The sequence below is a fragment of the Nitrosomonas communis genome, from assembly GCF_900114745.1.
Taxonomy (GTDB): Bacteria; Pseudomonadota; Gammaproteobacteria; order Burkholderiales; family Nitrosomonadaceae; genus Nitrosomonas; species Nitrosomonas communis_A.
Genome location: NZ_FOUB01000005.1, coordinates 92,768 through 114,874 on the forward strand (window position 1 = coordinate 92,768; position 22,107 = coordinate 114,874).

Here is a 22,107-nt window from a genome sequence, read left to right on the forward strand (position 1 = left end):
TAGTTAATTAAAAGTAACTAAAAGTAGCTTTGACCGAAAACGCAAGCATCTTCCTACAATATGCAAATTAAAAGATGTAAATGAGCATTTTTTTATCCTCTAATCTTCTTTCAGCAGGTTGTTATTTTTTTCTATAGTTAAGGTTAAGAATGTTGCAAATAAACAACATAATCCACTCAAAAATATTTGATCACTTGCATGCAATGGTTTTTTTCGGCAGAATCCTCCAAACTTGTCAACTGTGGCGATTTCGGGCGGCAGGACCAATGTCAATGTCGTGAAATGGCAACAAGGTAAATAGAAACGCGAAATCTGACATTTAACAGGTTGCAAGGATTATTTATTTCATACTCAGCAATTTCGTGACATATGGTTTTGGTTTTTTGTCTTAAGTTTTTTAACTTTATTTAAAAGGAATACGTGTTATGGCTATTTCCCAACAACAAAAGGAAGATATACTTGCGCTGACGGTGGCCACATTTAATGCCGCCCCTAGTGCAAAAATAATGCAGGATTTGGCTAAAGCGGTTGAGTCTGGCATGACCAATCAACAGCTGGCTGATATTCTGGTGGCAACCGATGAGTTTAAGGAAGGTATTCTGAAGGGTGCCGTGACCAATGAAGAGATTGCGGCCAACCTGCTGAAAAATTTCGGCCTGACGGCAGGCAATACGGATGCGGCCAGCCCAGATGCTCAAGCAGAGGCCTTTTTCATTAGCCGCCTTGAATCAGGCGCGAGCATAGGAAGTGTCCTGCTTGAAGCAGCTACGTATCTTTTGGGCACTCCTGCTGAAGCATTCAAACCTACCGCTGATTTGTTCCAAAACAAGGTTACAGTGGCTGATGTCTATTCCAGAGATGGAAAAGGTGAAACTCTGGATGCAATGCAAAATGTGCTGATAGGCGTAACGCCGACCGCTCCTAAGACAAAAGCTGAAGCTGAAGCATTTGTAGCCGGAAAGGGTACTGGTCCTGATAACACTTTCCATCTTACTACCGGTGTGGATAATCCTCAAACCACTACTGGCAACGATGAAATCAATGGTGTGGTGGATAATGCACCGAGTGGTACACTGACCAATGGCGATAATGTTAACGGTGGTGCTGGTTTTGATACCGCTAACTTGGTTGTTGTTAATGGTAATGCATGGCCTGCAGGCGCGACTATCAAAGACGTGGAAAAAATCGTCTTTAAAAATGTAAATCCTGCTGCGACTAATCTGAACTTGTCAAATGTGACTGGTGCTACGGAGTTGTGGAACTCTGGCGCCCTTAAAGGCTCGGTTCTGAATTTGACAAACATTCAAAGCAATGCTGCTATCGGGGCCCTGAATGTCGAGGGGGGCGCTATCCAGAACGCTACCTTCAAAGATGGCACAATTGCTGCAGGTGGAACGCTCACTCTGTCTACTGTCTCTTCTGGTGGCGGCGCGACCAATCGTGTGCTTGAATCCGTGGGACATGCGACGACAGCCAATACCGCAAAAGATGTGACGCTGTCCGTAATCGCGGAAGGCAAAAATTTTGTGCAATTTTCTGACGGAGGAGGAACAGGAAAGTCCATTGGCGGACTGAGTACGATTAAAGTTGCTGGCGGCGGCTCGTTGGATATTGTGGCCCCAGGCGGCGAGTTCAACAATGTCACTACGGTAGATGCTGCAGGTAACGGCGGTGGCCTCACGCTCGATCTGACTACCAACAACAAGGATGTCAAATTCACCGGCGGCGCCGGCAATGATACGCTCACTCTGGGTAATTTCACTGTTACCGATTCTATTGATGGCGGCGGCACGGTGGACAAGGATGGCAAGAGCAGTGATAATGACACGCTAATCGCCACGCTGGCCAACTTGCAAGCTATTAACAAAGCAGGTTCAGTGAAGAACGTAGAAACCCTTGGCATCAATTTGGGTGGCCCGTTGGCTGCGAACGCAACCGTGAATGGCGAATTTTTCGGTATCAGCAACATTACCTTTAATGATGCGCTTACTCTGAATGGTAAATCTCTGATTCTGACGAACCTGGCCAATAACGCCAATGTAACCTTCAAGGGTGCCGCAGGCGTAGGCGGAGGTACAATTGGAGTTGATGTCAAAGGTGCTGTTGCCGGCGCTGAAAATGCTGCAACTCTGACTTTTGGTAAAGGCGTCGATCTCAATACCAACAAAGTGACGGTTAATGCTGGTGGCGTGGAAACTATCACTCTAGCAACCGACGCGACGTCTGGCGCTGGTGCGAGACTCAATAAATTGGCCGATACTGCACTGACTACTCTGAAGGTAACCGGCTCGGATGGGATAGGTATTGGTGCCGGTGTAGCTGGTGACGGTCTGAGTGCCAGCAAAAATATAACCACCATTGATGCGACCGGTGTAGTGAAGGATAGTGTCGGTGCTGTTGGAGGTGTATTTGTGGATCTCAAAAACAACGACAAATCTGTGACGTTTACGGGTGGTCAAGGTGGTGATGCCTACATTGCTTCGAATAAGGGCGACATCATTACCGGCGGTCTGGGTGGTGACGTTATCGCTTTAGGTACTGGCGCTGACAAGCTGATTTACAATGCGGCGGCAGAATCCGATGGCCAGCCTGCTCCCAACGGCAGCCTGGACGTAATCAATAACTTTGATGTGGCTGCGGATTCCATTCAATTTGCTGCCGCCCTGCAAACGGGCACTGCCAGCTTCATTGGCAACGCAGCCTTTACCAGTACCGGCGCTACACAAGTTAGCTTTACTAATGTGGCCGATGCTAATCCGATCGCAGCTGGAGCCCAACCGGGCGGTGCGGTGAAAGTTGACCTTAATGGTGATGGCACGTCGGATATGACGATTAACCTGGTTGGTGTGACCGACGGCCAATTCGGTGCGTCCAACTTCAGTTTCGCCTGATAGAACAGGCAGGGGCTCGCCTCTGCTTGTCTAAAACAAGAACCCTGCCAGCCGCAAGACTGGCAGGGTTTTTAATTAAATAGAAAATATGGATAAAGATTGGTCACAAGGATATTTCACTGAAGTCGGTTACACGTTTGGTTATTACCGCGAGATCTCGCCTGTTTTCATTCGTTTTTGCCTGTTGCTGCAAGGCGTGATGCCACCCGAGTCAGCCACACCGAATTACTGTGAACTTGGCATTGGGCAAGGGCTGTCACTTAATTTGCATGGCGCTACGACACCAGGGCGCTTCTTTGGAACGGACTTCAATCCTGAACATGCGGCATTTGCCCAAAGTTTGGCGCGAGCTGCTGCCTTGCCGCTCGATATTCGCGATGAAAGCTTTGAGGAATTTTTGCATGCCGATCTGCCTCCAATGGATTACATCGCTTTGCACGGTATCTGGACTTGGGTGAGCATAGAGAATCACCAGCAAATCGTTAATTTTGCACGTAAATTCCTGAAACCAGGCGGTGTGCTCTACTTGAGTTATAACTGTTTCCCTGGCTGGGCGCCAGCTGCGCCGCTGCGCCAATTGTTCGCACTGCATGACCGTTTCGCTAGTCGTGCGCAAGGTGCATTTGCGCGCATGGATTCTGCGATTCAGTTTTCAGAGCGTTTACTGGATGCCAATTCAGCCTACGCACGCGCAGTGCCAGGAGTTAAGGAACGGCTGACCAAGATCAAGGAACAGAACCGAAACTACATCGCGCATGAATTTTTCAACCGCGATTGGAACGTGATGTATTTTGCGGATGTGGCCGACCGCCTGGCAGATGCCAAACTCGAATTTGCTGCTTCAGCCACTCCGCTCAATGCAGTCGATGCCATAAACCTCAGCCCTGAAGCACAGGAGATGATGAGAGAAGTCACACATCCCGTGCTCAAGGAGCAGATGCGTGACTATTTTACCTTTGCTCAGTTCCGTAAAGATATTTTTATGCGCGGGGTGTGCCGCTTGACGGACCCGGAAAAGAGCCAGCGCCTGCTTAATACACGTTTCGTATTGATGAACTGGCCGGAAGATATTCCGCGCAAGATTGTGGGGAATTGGTTGGAGGGGAATTTACAACCAGAAATCTATGATCCCCTTCTGGCTACCTTGGCCGAGCGTGAGTTCGCACCTAAGACTCTCCGTAGTCTGTGTACAGCTATGGCTAATATAGCGAACGCTCAACAGGTGCTGCAAGCAGTTACCATTCTGGTGGGTATGGGCCATCTGGCTCCTTGTCAAGATGAGGAAACGGTAAAGAAGGTGCGCACGAGCAGCGATCATCTCAACAATGTGATTCTTAACCGTGCGGTGTTCAGCCGTGACATCGCTTATTTGGCTGCCCCTGTAACAGGTGGCGCTGTATCAGTGAACCGCATGCAACAGCTTTTCCTGCTAGCTAAGGAGCGAAAAATAGCTGATCCCGCAGCGTTCGTTTGGCAAATTTTCCAAGAGAACAATGAACGCATGGTCAAAGAAGGACAGGTCATCGAAAATGATGAGGAAAGTTTAAAAGAAATCAAAGCAAACTATGCGAGCTTTGTAACTAAAGCAATGCCATTGCTTAAAGCGATGGGAGTTTTGCGATAAACAGCTAGAATTGAAAACCTTAACCGGCTTGGTGTGGCACTCAACATAATTGTTTTTGTGAAATGTTGTTAGAGAGTGCCAAATTCTTGATAGCAACATTGCAGTGGTACAAGAAGATGTGCTGGTGCTAAAAGTTATTCCATTTTCTTAAGCAAATCTGGTCTTGTTGGCGCCTCCTTTGCTGCCTTATTTATACTGTCTGCAGCGCGCCTCCGCGTCATATTTGATTTGGAGATGGAATTACCTGCCTTGCGTTGCAATAACCCAATTTCCCATCTTTGCTTTTGCAAAAGTATTGGTGTAAGCTGATTATATGAAGTTTCTCGTATTCAACAAGGAGCAGCGAGAAGGCTTAGCTAAAGTATCAGATAATGTGGCTACTGCATCAGTTGTTGCGGCCTTACTAGGTGGTTTGATTGATAAGAAAATAACTCTCTTTGGTGTGTTGGCACTGATATTTCTGGCAAGCATGTTCTTGATTGTTTCCTTTATTCTGCGTAAAGGAGCGGATAATGGCGATTGAATCTATAATTGGACTGGCAGTATTTGCAGCTATCATGTTATTAGTAGCATGGTACGCTGATAAGCATCGCTCAAGCAAATAGAAGACTCGATTTTATAAAGAAGCTCGCAGGATGTGCCGACGTGCGGAAGTGCATCGTTCGAGCTTGAGTATCGTGTGATATACTCAGCACGGTCACAATTGCGGGTTATAAAGGAGCATAACTGCTTTATATATTCCGTATCCGTGCCCGCGCGGAATATATATTCACACTGCAAAACTAAAGTAACTTGAGTTCGGCATAAGAATCATTACATCACGGTTGGAAGAGCTTGAGGGAGTCTGATATTAAGCGAGGGTTTCTTCTCTCGAAAGGTGTAATTCCATTTCTAAATCAAAACTGACTTTGTCAGCTTCACCTTGCCGCATTACTTATCCTGTCTTCGGCTCGCCTTCGCGTTATATTTGATTTGGAAAGGAATAATAACCAAACCCTATTACCTGCTGGCGAAACTTCGGCGGATACGCAGGTTTGTATGTTCAAACCATCTCTTAATTCCTTTATGCGGAACTATAGTGTGTTCATTAAAAGGGGGTAACTCCACCGTTGATTTCAGTGAAGGAAAGTTTGCTTTAATGCGCGCTGAAATTTCTTGTTCAAATGCATCATATTCTTCAAAACCTTCCAATTTCATCGAGTCATAGTCATAACCGCGTTGCCTAGATTTTTGTCGTGCCTTTAGATGGTCGAGATAAGTAACGAAATTTTTTCCATATTGAAGTCCCAGCACATGATAAATTGCCAGAACCGCAATATCAAGGTTTTCAGAGAAAATCTCAGATGATACCAACACTAACTTATCAGCGGGTATTGTCGTTCTGCAGAGATGCACCAACCGGCTACTATCTTCGCGCATGCGCGCAATTACCTTATCTGACCATTCAGGGATTGACAGTGGATCAATACCGGTTTTAGATAAAGTCGACATTCTGATCAAAGCGAGTAAGGAAGGCATAAAGTAATTAGAAGGGCGCGCGATTAATATAAAGCGTGCTTCAGGAAACATTTTTATCAGCGCTGGGATTTTCTTGTGACTTGTGACTTCCTTAGAGACAAAATATCTTGACTCCGGCCCACGTAAATAAAGAATCTTTTGCAGAACCTTCTTGTAGCTGCGAAGCATTCTTTGTTGTACGCTTTGAGGAAGTTCTGGGAAATTATCTAAGTGCGGTAGGATGGCCGGATATGGAAAGCGCAGAAAAATAAAAAAGTGATGAAGATAATTTTCCTCGAAAAATATTCCATCCTCTTCCCAGTCTGCTAGTGTATTGGGATGCATTTTCGCAGCTAGTTTTCCAGCTTCCGATTTGGACCAGTAATTTAAGTTCTTCAGATTGTTGTCTAATCCCAGAGCCTTAATAAATTTTTGCATTGATATAAAAGGATAACGCCATTCAATATGGCGCATTGCAAAGAAGTTTTGGTCGTCAGCGGCTAGCGTTCGATGTAAAAAAGTCGTTCTGCAACGCGGCATCCCAATGATAAAGATGGGTTGGATGATGCGCTTGCGGTAATGAGGATAGAGGATTTCATCCAGATACCAAAGAAATGTCGAAAAGGGTACAGTGATCAAAACTCTGATCAGAAAAGCAATCTGTTTTAGCTTGGCGCGCCAAGTACTCGGTGAGCATAAGACCGTTTTCCAGAGAAGGAGGTAGGTTCTCCAGTAAGGAAAAGGTGCAAGCATGATTCCTACAGCATAAACAAAAATAACAAATAAAACTGATGCCAAGAAAGAGGAAAACATGCTCAATCCCACAATTAAAAATAATAAATTTATGATGTATAATTATAATGAAAAATAAATATGTAATATAGATAAAGCTAGACTTGGCATTTAACTTTTCAAAGAATTTTATGAATAAGCTAGAAAACGAGCATTTTAATGATGATCTCTATGAGGTTGTTGTTAATCATGAGCAACAATATTCAATTTGGCCTAATGACAGAGAAATACCTTTAGGTTGGCATAAAGTTGGTCAATCTGGTGGGAAACAAAAATGCTTAGAGTATATTGCTTCAGTTTGGGAAGATATGCGCCCACTTTCACTTCGCCGTAAAATGGAAAAAGAATCTCTATCTTGACCTACAAACTCACAATTTAGAGTAACTTAAATAGTTAGTTGAATTTGATGTTGAATATTAAATTTGTCATTCTTGCATTCATATCAAGCTAGCATGAGTTTTGTACCAGAGCGGGATCCTTGGCTGGTTGTCGTTGAGTTATCCTGTTCGGATGATACTCCTCTGCCCAGCATCCATTTGTTGAATGAATTGGAAAAAAATAGAGTCAGTCGTTTCCTGCGAATCAATGATCAAAGGAGTTTCATCGCTGCTCACACGTTGAAACGATTAATGCTTTCCGAAGCTACTGATGAAGAGCCGGCGTTTTTACAATTTAGCACCAGTGAATTCGGTAAACCAGAATTGGTTGGGCAAGACGTAATACATTTTAATATTTCTCATACACATGGCATGGTGGCGGTTGTCTGTTCGAAGTTTGAATCAATTGGTGTCGATGTAGAGCGCTTGCAAACTATCGAATTGGATATGCTCTGGATGAATCATGTTTTTACAAACGAGGAAATTGAAGCAATTAGAAAAGCTCCGGATAGTATGTTAGCTCTCATGAGGCATTGGACTGCGAAGGAGGCAGTGATGAAGGCTGATGGCAGGGGGATGTCATTGCCGATGAATGAAATAAGAATAATAGAAAAATTCGCCATCTCGCCCGACTCACTCTGGAAGCTGAGGCAATATTACCCTTCTCCATACCATGTTTTATCTTTAGCCTATAAACAATCGAATAGCACTACAACAGAAAAATCACCAGTAATATGTTTCTCCATAGATGAGGAGGAACTTTGGAGATGGGCTGAAAGCGGTTATCTCCCTCAACAATGGGCAGTTGTAAGTGAAGTATGTTCATCTCAATACAATCTTCTACCTTAACTTTAAGCAAAAGAAAGTGACCAAAATGGAATATAAATATATAAGAGATACTTATGCGTGCCCTAGTGATGAATCGAAAATGTACGATGAGTTTCTAATGCCTGTAAGTTCAAAAGGAATGTGGGTCTGGTTTGATGAACAGGATGAACCCTATTTGGATTTAGTGCTTAACTATAGTTCTGTAAATTTTGGGCATTGCTATCCGCCAATTGTCAGTATAGTCAAGGAAGTAATAGAAAGGGTAGATCAAATTCATTCATTTCATACAAAAGACAAACTTGAATTGAGTGAATATTTTTCCAAAAAGGTAAGCAAAAGTGAAAATTATGTTACCTATTTCAATGTAGGAGGTTCGGCAGCTGTTTCTGATGCCATTAGGTTATGTCGTTATGCTACCGGTAAAAGATATGTTATCTCGTTTGATGGCTCCTTTCATGGTGTAAGTGATGGGGCAGTCTCTGTAACAGATAAACGCTTGGTAGTAAAGGATCAATTTGGAATTCCTGTATCAGATTATACATTTTCCGTTCCGTTTCCTAGCAAGCATAATAATGTAACGATTAATGATTCTCTAGAAAGAATTGAAAAACTTATCCTGGATTATGATGTTGCCGCAGTTATTGTTGAACCGGTACAAGGTGCAGGTGGATTCGTTATTCCCAAAGATTCTTTTCTTTTAGAGCTAAGCAATCTTTGCAAACGTAAAGATGTAAAATTAATTATTGACGAGATACAAGTGGGCTTCGGAAGAACAGGCTCTTTTTTTGCGCATCAGCAATTTGGAGTACATGAGCCAGATATCGTACTTCTATCAAAATCAATAGCAGGCGGCTATTTTCCAGTTAGTGCTGTCATAGCACGTCCCGAACTTTACTCGAAAGTGTCTCCTAGAGGCACTGCCTTCCAAACCACATTCAACAATAGCTCTTTTGGGTTAGGAATAGCGAATCAATTAATGAAATTAGTAGAAAAAGAAAAACTTTTTGATGGTTTGGTTGAAAAAGGTAAAGTTTTCCTCGAAAAAATAGCTTTTTTAAGCAATAGCCCTTATGTAGCTGATTTAAGAGGAATGGGATTTGCGATAGCCTTCGATATTATTGATCCGATATCAAAGTTGCCATCGGATCAATTAGCTAAAACATTCGTTTCTCAATGCTTAAAGGAGCATGTGATAACTTATGCGTGTGGCATCAATTTTAATAGTATCAAAATTATTCCATCATTAGTAATTACCGATGATGAAATGGATCTGGTAGCTGACAGACTTAATAAATGCCTGCAAAGATTTCATGATTTTGTAAAGTTAGCAGCTTAAAGTTAATATGAAACTACTTTATATCGGGGTTTGCAAAGAGAATCTCGAGAAATATTACCCATCTTATATTAAGGGAGAATTTTTAGAGGGTACATTTACTGAGGGCGAACTGGTAAATACAATAAAAATTAAAAATATTGACGTGTTGATGATAGATGTCTTTCATTTAACCTTTTCAAAATATTTATTACAGCAATTAAAGGGGCAAGTGAAATTAATTAATTTTCAATATCAGTCTATTGATTCTTTGATTGATTTAGATGAAGCAAAGAATTGTGGTATTGAAGTTTTAAGTTTACCTAAAGACCTTTATTGTAATGAAGTTGCTGAGTTTGCAGTTACTCAACTGCTATGTGCTTGTAAGAACATGATTCAATTTGACAAATCTGTTAAAAATGGGGAGTGGAATCAAGCGACCAGTACGAATTTCACATTGCGAGGCAAAACTCTTGGCGTTGTGGGCTTTGGGAAGATTGGCAGACGGATAGTTGAGCTATGCAATGGATGGGGAATGAAAATTTTAGTTACACGTAAGCATTTGAATAAGGATGAAGATATTGAGAATGTAACTTTTGTCAACTTTCCATATTTAATTGAAAACAGTCATTTCATAATTTTTGCTCTTCCCATCAAGAGCGACACTTTCCATATGTTGAATGAGAGTCATGTTGAGAAGATATGCAGCAATTCGATCATAGTCAACATTTCAAGAGGAAATATTGTGGATGAGATAGCTATAGCTAAGTCTTTAAGATCTGGTAAGTTGCATAGATATTGTGCAGATGTATTTTCGCATGAACCAATAAATATAGACCACCCCTTGCTCAAAAGCGAGAAGACTTTATTATCCCCGCATATAGCTTGGGCTACTGAAGAAACTCTGAAAAAGACCTTTAATGTATGGTTCCATCAGATGGCTATTTAAAAAATATTAGGGAACTCATCTTCAGTTTGCTTGAATGCAATTTTTAATGCCAGGGGATTTAAGTCAAGAGAGCCATCCATAATCATGGATTAACTTATCTTTTATAATTTTATTTAATATGATAAAAGAATATTATTTGAATATTTTATTATTCCTTTTAAAAGAATAGGATTATAAAGACGAAAAGTTAAGCTTATATAATATGACTGAGGTTAAACCTTCAGCTATTATTTTCATTACCACATTCCTTGATTACATAATCCTCTCATGAGTAAATTGTTTACAAGCTTATTCCATTTCCAAATCAAAAATGACGCGAAGGCGAGCTGCAGACAATATCAATAATACAGCAAGGTGAAGCCGACAAGGTCAGTTTTGATTTGGAAATGAAATTAGTGATATAACATGCCAATTAACCCAGTGTAGCAGTCTTTTAAAAAAGGAAAATATATGTTTCAGTGGAATGCCAAAACAAAAAACCAAACCTCAGAAGTTGTGGAGCAAAACAGTAATTCTATTAATGTAGATCAGGAAACCACGACATCAATTCCGACAACTAATAAAAATATTGGCAAATTCGGGGGAGGGAAGGATCTAAATGCATCGTTTGAAGCTGCTCAAGGGTTAATAAAAGCAAAACGCTTTGATGAGGCTCAACAAGTTTTTGAGACTATCTTGAAGAAAAATCCTGATGTTGCGGCTGCTTATGTGGGTTTAGGCAATATTCTTGCTGCTAAAAAACAGTATGATGATGCGCTCGAACACTACTCCGCGGCTCTTCATGTAAAAAAGAATTTTGTGCCTGCACTTATCATGTCCGGAAATGTATATGCACGTCAAAACCTCAATGAAAAGGCAATAGAAAAATTCAAGGAATCCATAAATATTAATCCTGCAATGGTAAATGCAAGTTTAGGATTGAGTCGAGTATATGCCAAGACTGGTCGACATGAAGATGCAATTGATTGCCTGAAAAAAGTGCTCGAGCAAAATCCCCAGCTTGAAGTAGCTCGGCTTATGCTGGCTAGAATCTATCAGCGTAAAGGGCTTCACGATGTTGCTCTACAAGAAACTACAAAAGCCACCACGAGTAATCCTGATTCTTGGCAAGCATTTCTAAGTCTTGCAAAGTTGCTTGTGGCACAAGGAAATTACAAGCAAGCTATTACCGCGTGCCAAAGTGCAATTGACTTAAAATCAGATAATGCTCAGCTTCACTGTATCATGGGACGTTCCTACGCGGCGATGGGTGAATACGATCTAGCATTAAAGGCATTTAAAATAGCAAATGAGATTGCACCACGTCTTCTAGCCGCTAAGCTAGGGATTGCTCGTATGTACCTGGAACAAAATAATTTATCAGAAGGAAAGAAAATCCTAGTTGAGTTGAGCAAAGGCAATCGGAATTTAGGAGAAGTACATCGACTACTTGCTGAGATTATGATGCGTCAAAATTTATATGCCGATGCGATTGATGAGTTCAAAGCTGCGATTTTTCATGGCAAGGATCTAGAAAAAAAATATCCAGAACTGCTCTCTATTCCTCATCGTTCAGGCGAAGAGCAGCAAACAGCAAAAGCTTATAAAGAAATTTTCGATAGAATTGTAACCTCTTCTTCTATTAAACAGGCTTAGGATGTTACATTTTTAATAAAAAGAAATGCTTATTAATTTTTTTCTGCAGAATAAAAATAAAAACCCAAATAAAGATTGAATATCATCTTCGTATGATTTTGGTATTCAATTTAATATTTATTCCAGAAAATCAATTATAGATATGCTAGTGAAGTATAGTTCCAGCTTATATTAACCAAATATCACGGAAACTTTGGTGTAAATTGACAATAGTAATGGTGAATGAGAAGACAGATGGGATTGAATAATTTACGCAATTTAATTCGAAAAGTATCATCAGCTCAAAGTTATCGAAATATAATCATTACTATCATTAGAGCAAAAACATCGCTCATTAGTTTATTTTGCTCGGTCATCTTGACCTCAGGTATCGTGAATGCAGCCAATGTATACAGCATCCAGTGGATTACACCTCCCGCTACTGCACCGGGTTTAAAGCAACAATTTTTTCACAGCAATGCAGCTAAACAAAATGTTAGTTATCATATTTATTTTCCAGATGCATACCATATTCAGAAAGAGAGACGTTTTCCGGTAATTTATTGGTTGCATGGGCACACCGGTGGCGTAGAGCATTTGCCAATGCTGGCCAAGTATTTTGACCAAGCTATAAAAAATGGCAAATTACCACCAGTACTGCTGGTGTTTCCCAATGGAATGGCTGAAAGTATGTGGTGTAATTCAAAAGACGGTGCTGTACCGATGGAAACAGTAATCATCAATGAATTAATACCTCATATAGATCAGACTTACCGTACCATCCAATCTCGTCATGGTAGGCTTATTGAAGGTTTCAGCATGGGGGGATATGGTGCTGCACGTTTGGGTATTAAGTATTCTGATATCTTTGGTGCAGTATCTATACTGGGAGCTGGACCAATGCAATTGGATTTTACCGCATCCAAAGGGCCTAAAGAAAAGGCCCCTGATCGCGTCAGGATAATGAAGAATGTTTATGGAAATGATCCTGCCTATTTTAGAGCTATGAGTCCATGGATACTAGGTGAGGAATATGCTGACAAAATACGTGCTCGTAAAAGTATTATTCGTATCGTAATCGGTGAGCAAGATAACATAAAAGGACCTAATTTGGATTTTGCTGCACATTTAACACGGCTGAGAATGCCTCATGTCTTACGTGTTATTCCCAACGTTGGTCATGAGCCTATGAAACTTTATCAAGCTATAGGTGGAGCTAACTGGCGTTTTTATACAAAACTATTTAGAGATGCGAATCATGGTACTTTTCAGAAGCGCTTTAATTGATTCAATGCTCTTGGTATTCAATTTCATTTCATCCAGATCAGAATATTTTAAGACATGAATGTTTTGTTGAAGGTCTAATTCCATTTCTAAATCAAAACTGACTTTGTCGGCTTCACCTTGCCGTATTATTTATACTGTCTGCGGCTGGCCTTCGCGTCATTTTTGATTTGGAAATGGAATAATAACGGCTGATCGTCTGCCATGGCGGAAAGACTTTAGGCCGCATGTCTCACTGGCAACCCGATTGCAGCAAATAGTAAATCACGTTAACCACGGCACAAAGACAGGCTTTGCGGGAGTGCCCCATTCTGGATGGCGGCGGTAAATGAGGTTTGATCTTTTCCTATGACGCGTTTGTCATATTACTTGCTTAACCTGACCGGTTATGCGCATACTCTTTCCGGGTGATGGACGTCCATACTGTTTGATCCTCCTGGTAAAGTTTCGATAACACTACCAGTGAGGCGAAGGATAAAGGGTTGGCCGCCACTCAGCCTTATTTCAGGAGTTTTGAAACAGACTCTTAGAAATTTATGCCATCTAATCTGATCGATTCGAGTCTGACTAGCGTAACGATGACCTTCCAAGGGCCGCCACTGGTAATAATATAGTCATTAACCTTCATATAACCGGAAACTCAATCATTTCTTCAAGTGTGCTTAATAAAGTGTGACACAGCCTTTCAATGCTGCTTTTCTTAAATCTTTTGCCACCATAAGTGAATCGAACAAATAAGCAACCATTCAGAATACCCGCACCAATTTCGATGAGATGACGCCGTTGTCCTTGATCAGATTCAGCAAGCTGAATTTTTCCTGTCTCAGCAAGTTGCCCTAAAGGAAAAATATCCTTATCGGATAAAGGAGCACTGTTCGAGTCACGTGCTCCAGATTGACCGCTGAAATTAAATACAATCTCTGATTCAGGTATCAAATTGATACTAGTCTGCAACTCTTTATCATGATTCAAATAGCACAACGCCGAATAACCGATTCCGCGGTTAGGTACTGTCTCTATTTGATGAACTACAGCGCTGACTTGCTCCATGAGCTGAAGATCAGGATATACTGTAATCGATAACGGATAGAAACTGGTAAACCACCCCAGTGTGCGCGAAAGATTCAGTTCCACACCAATATCTTCTCGCCCTTGTCCTTCAACTTTAATCTGAATTTGTGTATTACTGCTAAACCGGCTAAGTGAAATAGCCAAGGCTGCTAATAAAATATTACTAAATTGAGTTTTAAAAAATGGTGCCACCACATTTTGAAGATGTTGAATTTTCGCCGGCGCTACTTCTGCGAGAACAGACTGGGTAGTGGCAAGACTATGATCAGGGTCAATGTTATCAACCGGTAAAGACTGGAATGTTTGTTTTGAAATACTCAACCAGTATGGTACTTCTTCTTTTATATTGTGTGATTGGGCGTACTCAACAAGAGCTTGTGCCCATTGTTTAAATGAACTGGTTTTTATCGGCAGATGAACCTCTTTCGAATCATTTAATTGCCGATATGCTGTCATTAAATCCTCAATTAGTATTGCCCAAGATACGATATCAATGACTAAATGATGTGCAATTATCAGTAAACGCCCCCTATGATTTGCTCCGAGGCTAAACCAGCATATTTGAAATAAAGGTCCATATTCGAGATTCAGTGATTGTTGAAGATGCTCAAATTCAGTATGGATGATCTGTTCACATTCAATGTCTAGATTATTCGACAAATTAACTATGGAGAAGGGAATAGGCTCTAGAATATCTGAGTTATACTGTGTCCAATTGCCATTATCGTCTTGATTGAACCGAATTCTCAAGGCATCATGGTGCGCTGTAACTGCTTCTATAGCCTTACGCATCTTGTCACAATCTAAAACAGGGGGGGTGGGAATAACCATCCATTGGTTAAAATAATGCGGGTTAACCAGCTTTAGATCAAAAAACCATTGCTGTACAGGCGTTAGTGGAATGTTGCCAGTTACTAGACCTTGTTCCGCTGCCACTATTTCTCTATCAGCACTTAATGCAATAGCGAGTTCAGCCACAGTTTGATATTTGAACATCTCTTTCAACGTCAGTTGGTAACCTGCTTCGGTTATTCGCGCTACGACACGGATACTCATAATCGAGTCGCCACCAAGCTCAAAAAAATTAGAATTAACGCTAACCTTTTCTAGACCAAGTACATTAGCCCAAATACCAGCAAAAAACTTTTCAATAACCGTTTTAGGCTCAACATACTCTTGTGCCTGACTTAGCTCATCCTTTGAAGGCTCAGGAAGGGCATTGCGGTCTATTTTTCCAGTAACAGTCAGCGGTAAAGAATCGCATACTGTTAGGAAAGCAGGAATCATGTAATCAGGAAGACATTTTTTTAAATATGCGCGAAGGTCACTTCCAGTCGGTCTTAAATCGCCCTTAGGGGTCACGTATGCCGCCAGACGCTTAATATCCGCTTTTTTATGTAAGATTACTATAGCTTGATTGACATTAGGATGTCGGCTTAGCGCAGCCTCGATTTCAGTTAATTCTATACGGTAGCCGCGAATTTTGACCTGATGATCAGCGCGTCCCAGAAAACCCAGTTGACCATCAGGCAGCCATCGCCCTAAATCGCCTGTACAGTATAGGCGTGCCCCAGGTTGGGTACTAAACGGATGGGGTATAAAACTGGCAGCGGTTTGCTCTGGGCGATTAAGATAGCCACGTCCAACACCAATACCACCAATATACAGCTCACCAGGGATGCCAACCGGAACGGGTTGCATCCAGCGGTCCAGAACATAGACCTCAACATTAGGTAGTGGTTTTCCAAGAGGAGGCTTTTTATGGGGTTCCCAATTAATCGCAAGGGTGGCACCGATGGTAGTCTCAGTAGGCCCATATCCGTTCATGAATCTCCGATTTTTTCCCCAATGCATAACTAATTCGGGAGCACACGTATCACCACCAACAGTAATTTTTTTCAATTCATGCAATTCATGCGAGACTTTGGGTAATGCAGCCAATGCAGCTGCAGACAAGGTCACCGAATCAATATGCTGGTTTTTGAGTAACTCAATCATTGGGGCTCCCGGCATTAAATTGTCCTTATGAGCCAAATACAATGTTGCACCTGCCATCAGTGTGCGAAAAATTTCACCCAAAGCAGCATCAAAACTCAAGGAAAGTGTTTGCAACACCTTGTTTTCTGGAGTGATAGCAAATTTTTGAATTTGTGCCGATATCAAGTTGGCTAGATTTCTGTGTTCTATCATTACACCTTTGGGTAAACCGGTAGAACCAGAAGTGTAGATGATATAAGCCAGATTCTCAGGCTGCACCTCATTATCAGGCGGTGTAGTTTCATAGCCAGAAATAATATCTTGATCTTCGTCCAGCAAAACAAGAGGACAGCAATCAGATGGAATGTGTGCCAATAATTTTTTTTGGGTGATGACTAGAGATGCTGCTGTATCTCGCAGCATATACTCCATGCGTTCTGGAGGATATGCTGGGTCTAAGGATAAAAATGCACCGCCCGCTTTCATGATTGCAAGCAAACCGATAAAAATCTCGGGTGTTCTTTCTACACACCAGCCCACCACAGTTTCGGAACCTACACCCAATTTTTTAAGATGGTGCGCCATCTGGTTGGCACGCCGTTCAAGTTCAGCGTAAGTAAGCGTGTTATCGTCGAGCTGCACTGCAATTTTATCTGGGTTTGCGTGTGCATTGGCTGCGATGATCTGATGGGCTAGACGCGTCTCAAAGGGAAGGGTTTTCTGCTGACTGAAGGACTGTAGAATTTGTAAACGTTCACTGGGAAGTAACAGCGAGGTATGTGAAATTGACTGATCCGGGTCAGTTACACATTGCCTCATCAATAATTCGAGATGAGCACCCAAACGTTCGATCGTGCTAGGTTCGAATAGATCTGAGTTATATATGAGTTTGCATTCCAGCTTATCCATAGATTCCTGAGCGTTTAGCACCAGATCGAAATTGGCTGTCTCTTGTGTTGGAGCTAAATGCCGGGTGGGTGTGCCAACCTGCTCCTCGTGGTTAAGCTTTTGATGTACAAACAATACCTGGAACAAAGGGTTGTAGCTCAGATTTCGTTGCACACCCAGTGCATCCACCAGCATTTCGAAGGGTATTTCCTGATGGTCGTAAGCTTCCAAACATTCAGAGCGAACAATATCGAGTAATTCACGAAAACTAGGGTTTCCTTCAATCTTGGTTCGAATCACCAACGTATTGACAAAATAACCGATTAATTTTTCTAATTGTGGCTGAGCGCGATTGGATGTGGGGGTACCTACACAAACATCATTCTGGCCAGTGTAACGTGCAAGCAGTAATTGAAATGAAGCCAGCAATACCATGAAGGGAGTAGCTCCTCCTTCTGACGCCAATTCGCGCATCTTTTGTAAAACAGTTTCATCCAGATAAATACTGAAATGATTGCCTTTGTATCGATGTACTGTCGGGCGTGCATGATCCGTTGGTAATTCCAAAACACTAGTATCGCTAAGTTTCCGCTTCCAGAAATTTATCTGATGTTCAAGCTGTTTACCTTTAAGCCAGTCGCGCTGCCAAATGGCGTAATCAGCGTATTGAATTGGTAGCTCTTTTAGCGGTGATGGCTGTCTCTCTTGAAAGGCTTTATAGAGCACTCGAATCTCGTTTGAAAGTATGCTCATGGAGTGACCATCGGTAGCAATATGATGCAGGGTCATTGCCAAAATATGGTCATCTTCTGCAAACTTTATTAGTTGGTAGCGAAATAATGGGCCAGTAGCCAGATTCCATGGCAAACGGATTTGTTCACGTATACCCTTCTGGGCAACTTGGTTTCGATTTTCAATGGGTAAATCTGTTAAATCTACTATAGGGATCTTTACCTGATGCACTTCATGAATAGCCTGAAACGGTTCTCCATCGATGGCCGCAAAAGTGGTACGTAATGTTTCGTGGCGTCGTAGAATTTCTGCCAAGGCCATGTTCAAAGCTTCAATATCAACCTTGAAGGGGAAACCCAAGATATTAGGTACGGTATACGAAATGCTGCCCGGGTTTAACTGATCTAATAACCACATTTGCTGTTGAGCATAGGATAAGGGAGCTTTCTTATGGTCAACTTTAGAAATATCGGGAAGCTTAGTCAAAGGATTTGCAAGGCCATTAGAAATAGCATTATCAATCCAGCCTGCCAAATCTGCTACGGTTCGGGTTTCCATCAACACACTTAGCGGTATGCTAATATTCAGGGTTTTCCCTATTTGAGTAATAATGCGAACGGCCATCAATGAATCGCCACCCAATTGGAAGAAATCCGATTCAGCTCCCACCTTATCAAGCTTTAGATTGTTTGCCCATACTGTAGCCACTGTTTTCTCGGTTGGCGACTCTGGCGGACGTGAAATGGCTTCCTTTTCGATAATTTGTTTAAGCGATTCGGCCTTAGGTTTGGGCAATCTGCGTCGATCGGTCTTTCCATTTGGAGTGAGCGGAAAATCTTTTAGCGGAAGATAAAAAGCAGGCGTCATATGTTCCGGTAAGCGCAATCTTACATGTTTACGAAGTTCCACCGAACTGGGTGGCGGATCTCTATCAGAGACGATATACGCTACTAAGCGTTGGTCATCTGTGACAACCACAGCAGCTTGAGAAATGCTCGGATGCTGGCGAATAACGCTTTCGATATCCCCTAGTTCCAGGCGAAAGCCGCGCAGTTGTATTTGATGATCACGTCGACCCAGATATTCGATATTGCCATCAGGCAACCAACGTCCAAGATCTCCGGTCTTGTACAAGCGTTGACCTGGCTCCCGGCTAAATGGATTAGGTACAAACTGCCGGGCTGTCAGATCGGGACGCCTCCAGTAACCGTGAGCCATGTGTTCACCCCCAATGTATAGTTCCCCGATGATGCCGATTGGAACTGGATGCATCTTTTCGTCTAATATATACGTCTGCATATTACCCATGGTTTTACCAATCGGCATAGTCTCGTAGGGTAATTCATCACGTGTATCGCAACGCGTGACATCCCAGACTTCGGTAGCGCCATAGAGGTTAGTCAGTACAGCATGGGGCAATGCTTGCATAAACCGTGCTGACAAGTCTGCTGGTAAAGCCTCGCCACTGCAGATCCAATGTTTCAGCCTGGGTATTTTGGAACGTAGGTCAGGTTCTGCATCCAGCATCGAACGTAATAAAGAGGGTACCAGCACGATACGAGTGGCCCCGGAAGAGGACAGAATGTCAAGTAGTCGACTTGGATCTTTAATTTGTGCTTCAGGTATCAAAGTTACCGGTAGACCATTAGCCCAAGCGCTCCATAACTCCCAAACTGAATCGACAAAGCAGATAGAAGTTTTGGCACAAAGCGCTTCGTCAGGCTCAAACGGATCAAATTCAATGAACATCCGGTTAACTGTCACACGATGCGGTATCATTATTCCTTTAGGAACTCCTGTTGAACCGGAGGTATACAGAATGTATGCGATATCTTCAGGGCTTAGATCAATGAAAAGATTGGTGTTTTTTTCGTATGCCCAGTTCTTGAAATCGATATCGACACACAAGTGACGCGGTGCTATTCCTTCAAGCTCAGCCAACCATTTCTTTTGGGTAAGTAATAGTTCTGCCTTGGAATCAGTAAGCATCCTTTTCAAGCGATCTAAAGGATAATTCGGGTCAAGTGGTATATATGCTGCCCCTGATTTCAAAACTGCCAGTATCACTATGACCATATCCAAAGATCTATCAAGACAAAACCCCACAAGTTTTCCCCTGCTAATCCCCATCGCGTATAAATAGTGTGCTAATTGATTAGCCTTCTGGTTCAATTCTTCATAGCTAAGTGATTGATCAAGGAACTTTACAGCAAGAGCAGTTGGTTTAGACGCAACTTGAGCTTCAAACAACTGATGCAAAGTACTGTTTCTGGGGTAAAAAGTCTGGGTATCATTCCATGATGCTGTGATACGTTTGATCTCAGCATCCGAAATCATGGTAAGCTCTCCCACTGGTTGCAGAGAGTTTTCGCACATTGAGGTTAACAATGTGATTAATTGTTCACCGACTTGAACAATTGCAGGCTTGGTAAATCGACGATCGTTGTAAATAAGAACACATATCAGCCTGCCAGCTGCTGGTTTTGCAAATAAAAGTATTGGGACACTCTGGTTAATAGGTGTCAACAAGGCTTCATCGGTTTCTGCTTGGGGTTGGTGTGTATTATTGGTATCAATAACAGATTCAAATAAACTCGTACCAGGTGGAATCTCACTCCAGCGTTGTACAAGATTCAACGGGCTGAATTCATGTTCTTGCAGCGCATTTTGCTGATCATGTAAATATTTAAGCCACTTATTGAGCGGTGCTTTAGGGTCGACCTTTACAAGCATTGGCAATGTATTAAGAAACATGCCAATCATAGCTTCAATCCCATTCATGGCAGAAGATCGGCCAGATAGTAAGCAGCCAAATACTACATTCTCTTGTTCGCTATAGCGACTCAACAAAATTGCCCAGGCTGCTTGAATCAGTGTATTGAGTGTAACATGACAATTTCTTGCTGTGGTTTTTAGGGTAGTGAATAAGGGATCTTTAACTTCCAAACTCCATTCCTGAAATTTGAGTGGATATCCTACCTGCCGATGCGGACCAAGGTCATACGGTAGTGGCGTGGGCTGTTTGAAACCTTTCAAATATTCTTGCCAGAATTTTTTTTCACTGTCTAGTTTCTGTTTGCGTAACCACTGAATATACAACCGGAAAGGCTTGGGTTGTGGCAAGGAAATTTCATGCTTACGTAAAATAGCTTGATATAGAGATCGAACTTCGTTTAATAGGATTGGAATAGACCAACCATCTAATAAGAGGTGATGATGAGTGAATACAAGATAATAAGACCGTTCGGAGCGTTGCGCTAAATGCAGACGAAATAGAGGTGCACAGCTTAAATTGAATCCTTTGTTACGATCTGCTGCCAGTAATTCGCGTACCTTTATCTTTTGTTCCCAGTCTCTATGTGTTCTCAGATCGTGCATTTCAAACTTTACATTCACCTTTGAGTGTACAACTTGCATGGGTTTATCCATATTTTCCCAAACAAAAGAAGTACGTAGCACCTCATGGCGATCAACGATCATTTGCCAGGCTTCTATCATGGCTTCCACATCAATTTGCTCAAACGAATGAACTCCCTGTGAAATATACATACCTACTCCAGGATCTGCTAAGGAATGAATCAACATTCCTTCCTGTAAAGGAGATAATTCATATCGATTGTCATTAATAGATAATTTATCCTCGTCGCTCTGTTGCTGCGCACCATGGTTTAAATTGTTTGTGGATGTTTTCATAAGATCTTGACTTTATTGGAAAAATTTCTATATTTCTGCTTAAGAAATGAGAATTTATCTCAGAATTATGAATGGTTTATTTGATCGTGCATCAAACTATTTCTCTGAAATGGGGGTGGTAAGCAGCTTGTGTTACGATAAAATAAAAGGAGGAACTTTGATTCTAGTGATACTGCATTTACACTTGCTGTATTTAATTGAGAATTATCATTTGCAACTTAAGATCATATATGAGAGATTTTGCTTCTCTTGTCTGCCAAATATTGATTGCATATTAATTAAGTGTATTCATGCGATTTAGAGACAATATATTTATTTGAGAAGTAATTTAATACATTCCTGCAATTCAAATTCATCTATATGACGATAGCTTTTTTGATGATATCTGATTATACCGGAAACATTTAGTTGATTATTCCTGAAATGAGTAATCTATATAGGTAATTTTCTTTAAAACACTCATAATTTTGTTAGGCAAAAAGCAAGTGATTATAAATCCAATAAACTTTTTATCTAGATTAAGATTTCTATAAGAAGAGTGACTTAGCTGTTGTCATAATTGCAAAATGTACGTTAGA

General features: G+C 41.7%; 11 protein-coding genes. 9 read left to right on the forward strand and 2 right to left on the reverse strand.

Translation table 11 applies throughout. The annotated features are described in order from the left end of the window. The first annotated feature begins 425 nt into the window (after positions 1 to 425). From BM122_RS03690 to BM122_RS03700, 3 genes are all read left to right on the forward strand, one after another. A complete protein-coding gene (locus BM122_RS03690; RefSeq protein ID WP_074903763.1) occupies positions 426 to 2,891 on the forward strand; it encodes a beta strand repeat-containing protein in 2,466 nt (821 codons plus the stop codon). 88 nt (positions 2,892 to 2,979) lie between these two features. Continuing rightward, the gene (locus BM122_RS03695) at positions 2,980 to 4,515 is read left to right on the forward strand and encodes a methyltransferase regulatory domain-containing protein (RefSeq protein WP_074903765.1); all 1,536 of its coding nucleotides are present in this window, start codon (positions 2,980 to 2,982) and stop codon (positions 4,513 to 4,515) included. A 313-nt stretch (positions 4,516 to 4,828) separates the two neighbouring features. Then, positions 4,829 to 5,038, forward strand: a complete 210-nt coding sequence (locus BM122_RS03700; RefSeq protein WP_074903766.1) for a hypothetical protein — start codon at positions 4,829 to 4,831, stop codon at positions 5,036 to 5,038. Positions 5,039 to 5,514: 476 nt separating this feature from the next. Here the strand turns inward: BM122_RS03700 and BM122_RS03705 are convergent, their stop codons facing one another. After that, complete coding sequence (locus BM122_RS03705) at positions 5,515 to 6,825, reverse strand: sulfotransferase (protein WP_074903768.1); 1,311 nt, start codon at positions 6,823 to 6,825, stop codon at positions 5,515 to 5,517. Between the two features lie 110 nt (positions 6,826 to 6,935). On the opposite strand from BM122_RS03705, the gene BM122_RS03710 reads away from it, so the two are divergent. From BM122_RS03710 to BM122_RS03735, 6 genes are all read left to right on the forward strand, one after another. Then, complete coding sequence (locus BM122_RS03710; protein ID WP_074903770.1) at positions 6,936 to 7,163, forward strand: MbtH family protein; 228 nt, start codon at positions 6,936 to 6,938, stop codon at positions 7,161 to 7,163. Positions 7,164 to 7,256: 93 nt separating this feature from the next. Beyond that, positions 7,257 to 8,030 carry a 4'-phosphopantetheinyl transferase family protein gene (locus BM122_RS03715; protein WP_074903772.1) on the forward strand — a complete coding sequence of 258 codons (774 nt, stop codon included), beginning with the start codon at positions 7,257 to 7,259 and terminating at the stop codon, positions 8,028 to 8,030. A 25-nt stretch (positions 8,031 to 8,055) separates the two neighbouring features. Next, the gene (locus BM122_RS03720; protein WP_256211861.1) at positions 8,056 to 9,345 is read left to right on the forward strand and encodes an aspartate aminotransferase family protein; all 1,290 of its coding nucleotides are present in this window, start codon (positions 8,056 to 8,058) and stop codon (positions 9,343 to 9,345) included. Between the two features lie 7 nt (positions 9,346 to 9,352). After that, complete coding sequence (locus tag BM122_RS03725) at positions 9,353 to 10,270, forward strand: 2-hydroxyacid dehydrogenase (RefSeq protein ID WP_074903776.1); 918 nt, start codon at positions 9,353 to 9,355, stop codon at positions 10,268 to 10,270. Between the two features lie 450 nt (positions 10,271 to 10,720). Continuing rightward, positions 10,721 to 11,905: a tetratricopeptide repeat protein gene (locus BM122_RS03730; protein WP_074903779.1), complete on the forward strand. Its 1,185-nt coding sequence runs from the start codon at positions 10,721 to 10,723 to the stop codon at positions 11,903 to 11,905. A gap of 234 nt (positions 11,906 to 12,139) precedes the next feature. Next, positions 12,140 to 13,171 carry an alpha/beta hydrolase gene (locus BM122_RS03735; RefSeq protein WP_177198037.1) on the forward strand — a complete coding sequence of 344 codons (1,032 nt, stop codon included), beginning with the start codon at positions 12,140 to 12,142 and terminating at the stop codon, positions 13,169 to 13,171. Positions 13,172 to 13,792: 621 nt separating this feature from the next. Here BM122_RS03735 and BM122_RS03745 read toward each other — a convergent pair. Further along, entirely contained in the window at positions 13,793 to 21,529 is a 7,737-nt protein-coding gene (locus BM122_RS03745) for a non-ribosomal peptide synthetase (RefSeq protein ID WP_083398318.1), read from the reverse strand. Positions 21,530 to 22,107 lie beyond the last annotated feature (578 nt).

Bases quoted from the DNA above. Each gene is read 5' to 3' on its own strand.
- BM122_RS03690 (WP_074903763.1), top strand. From the start codon at position 426: ATGGCTATTTCCCAACAACAAAAGGAAGATATACTTGCGCTGACGGTG.
- BM122_RS03695 (WP_074903765.1), top strand. From the start codon at position 2,980: ATGGATAAAGATTGGTCACAAGGATATTTCACTGAAGTCGGTTACACG.
- BM122_RS03700 (WP_074903766.1), top strand. From the start codon at position 4,829: ATGAAGTTTCTCGTATTCAACAAGGAGCAGCGAGAAGGCTTAGCTAAA.
- BM122_RS03705 (WP_074903768.1), bottom strand. From the start codon at position 6,825: ATGTTTTCCTCTTTCTTGGCATCAGTTTTATTTGTTATTTTTGTTTAT.
- BM122_RS03710 (WP_074903770.1), top strand. From the start codon at position 6,936: ATGAATAAGCTAGAAAACGAGCATTTTAATGATGATCTCTATGAGGTT.
- BM122_RS03715 (WP_074903772.1), top strand. From the start codon at position 7,257: ATGAGTTTTGTACCAGAGCGGGATCCTTGGCTGGTTGTCGTTGAGTTA.
- BM122_RS03720 (WP_256211861.1), top strand. From the start codon at position 8,056: ATGGAATATAAATATATAAGAGATACTTATGCGTGCCCTAGTGATGAA.
- BM122_RS03725 (WP_074903776.1), top strand. From the start codon at position 9,353: ATGAAACTACTTTATATCGGGGTTTGCAAAGAGAATCTCGAGAAATAT.
- BM122_RS03730 (WP_074903779.1), top strand. From the start codon at position 10,721: ATGTTTCAGTGGAATGCCAAAACAAAAAACCAAACCTCAGAAGTTGTG.
- BM122_RS03735 (WP_177198037.1), top strand. From the start codon at position 12,140: ATGGGATTGAATAATTTACGCAATTTAATTCGAAAAGTATCATCAGCT.
- BM122_RS03745 (WP_083398318.1), bottom strand. From the start codon at position 21,529: ATGAAAACATCCACAAACAATTTAAACCATGGTGCGCAGCAACAGAGC.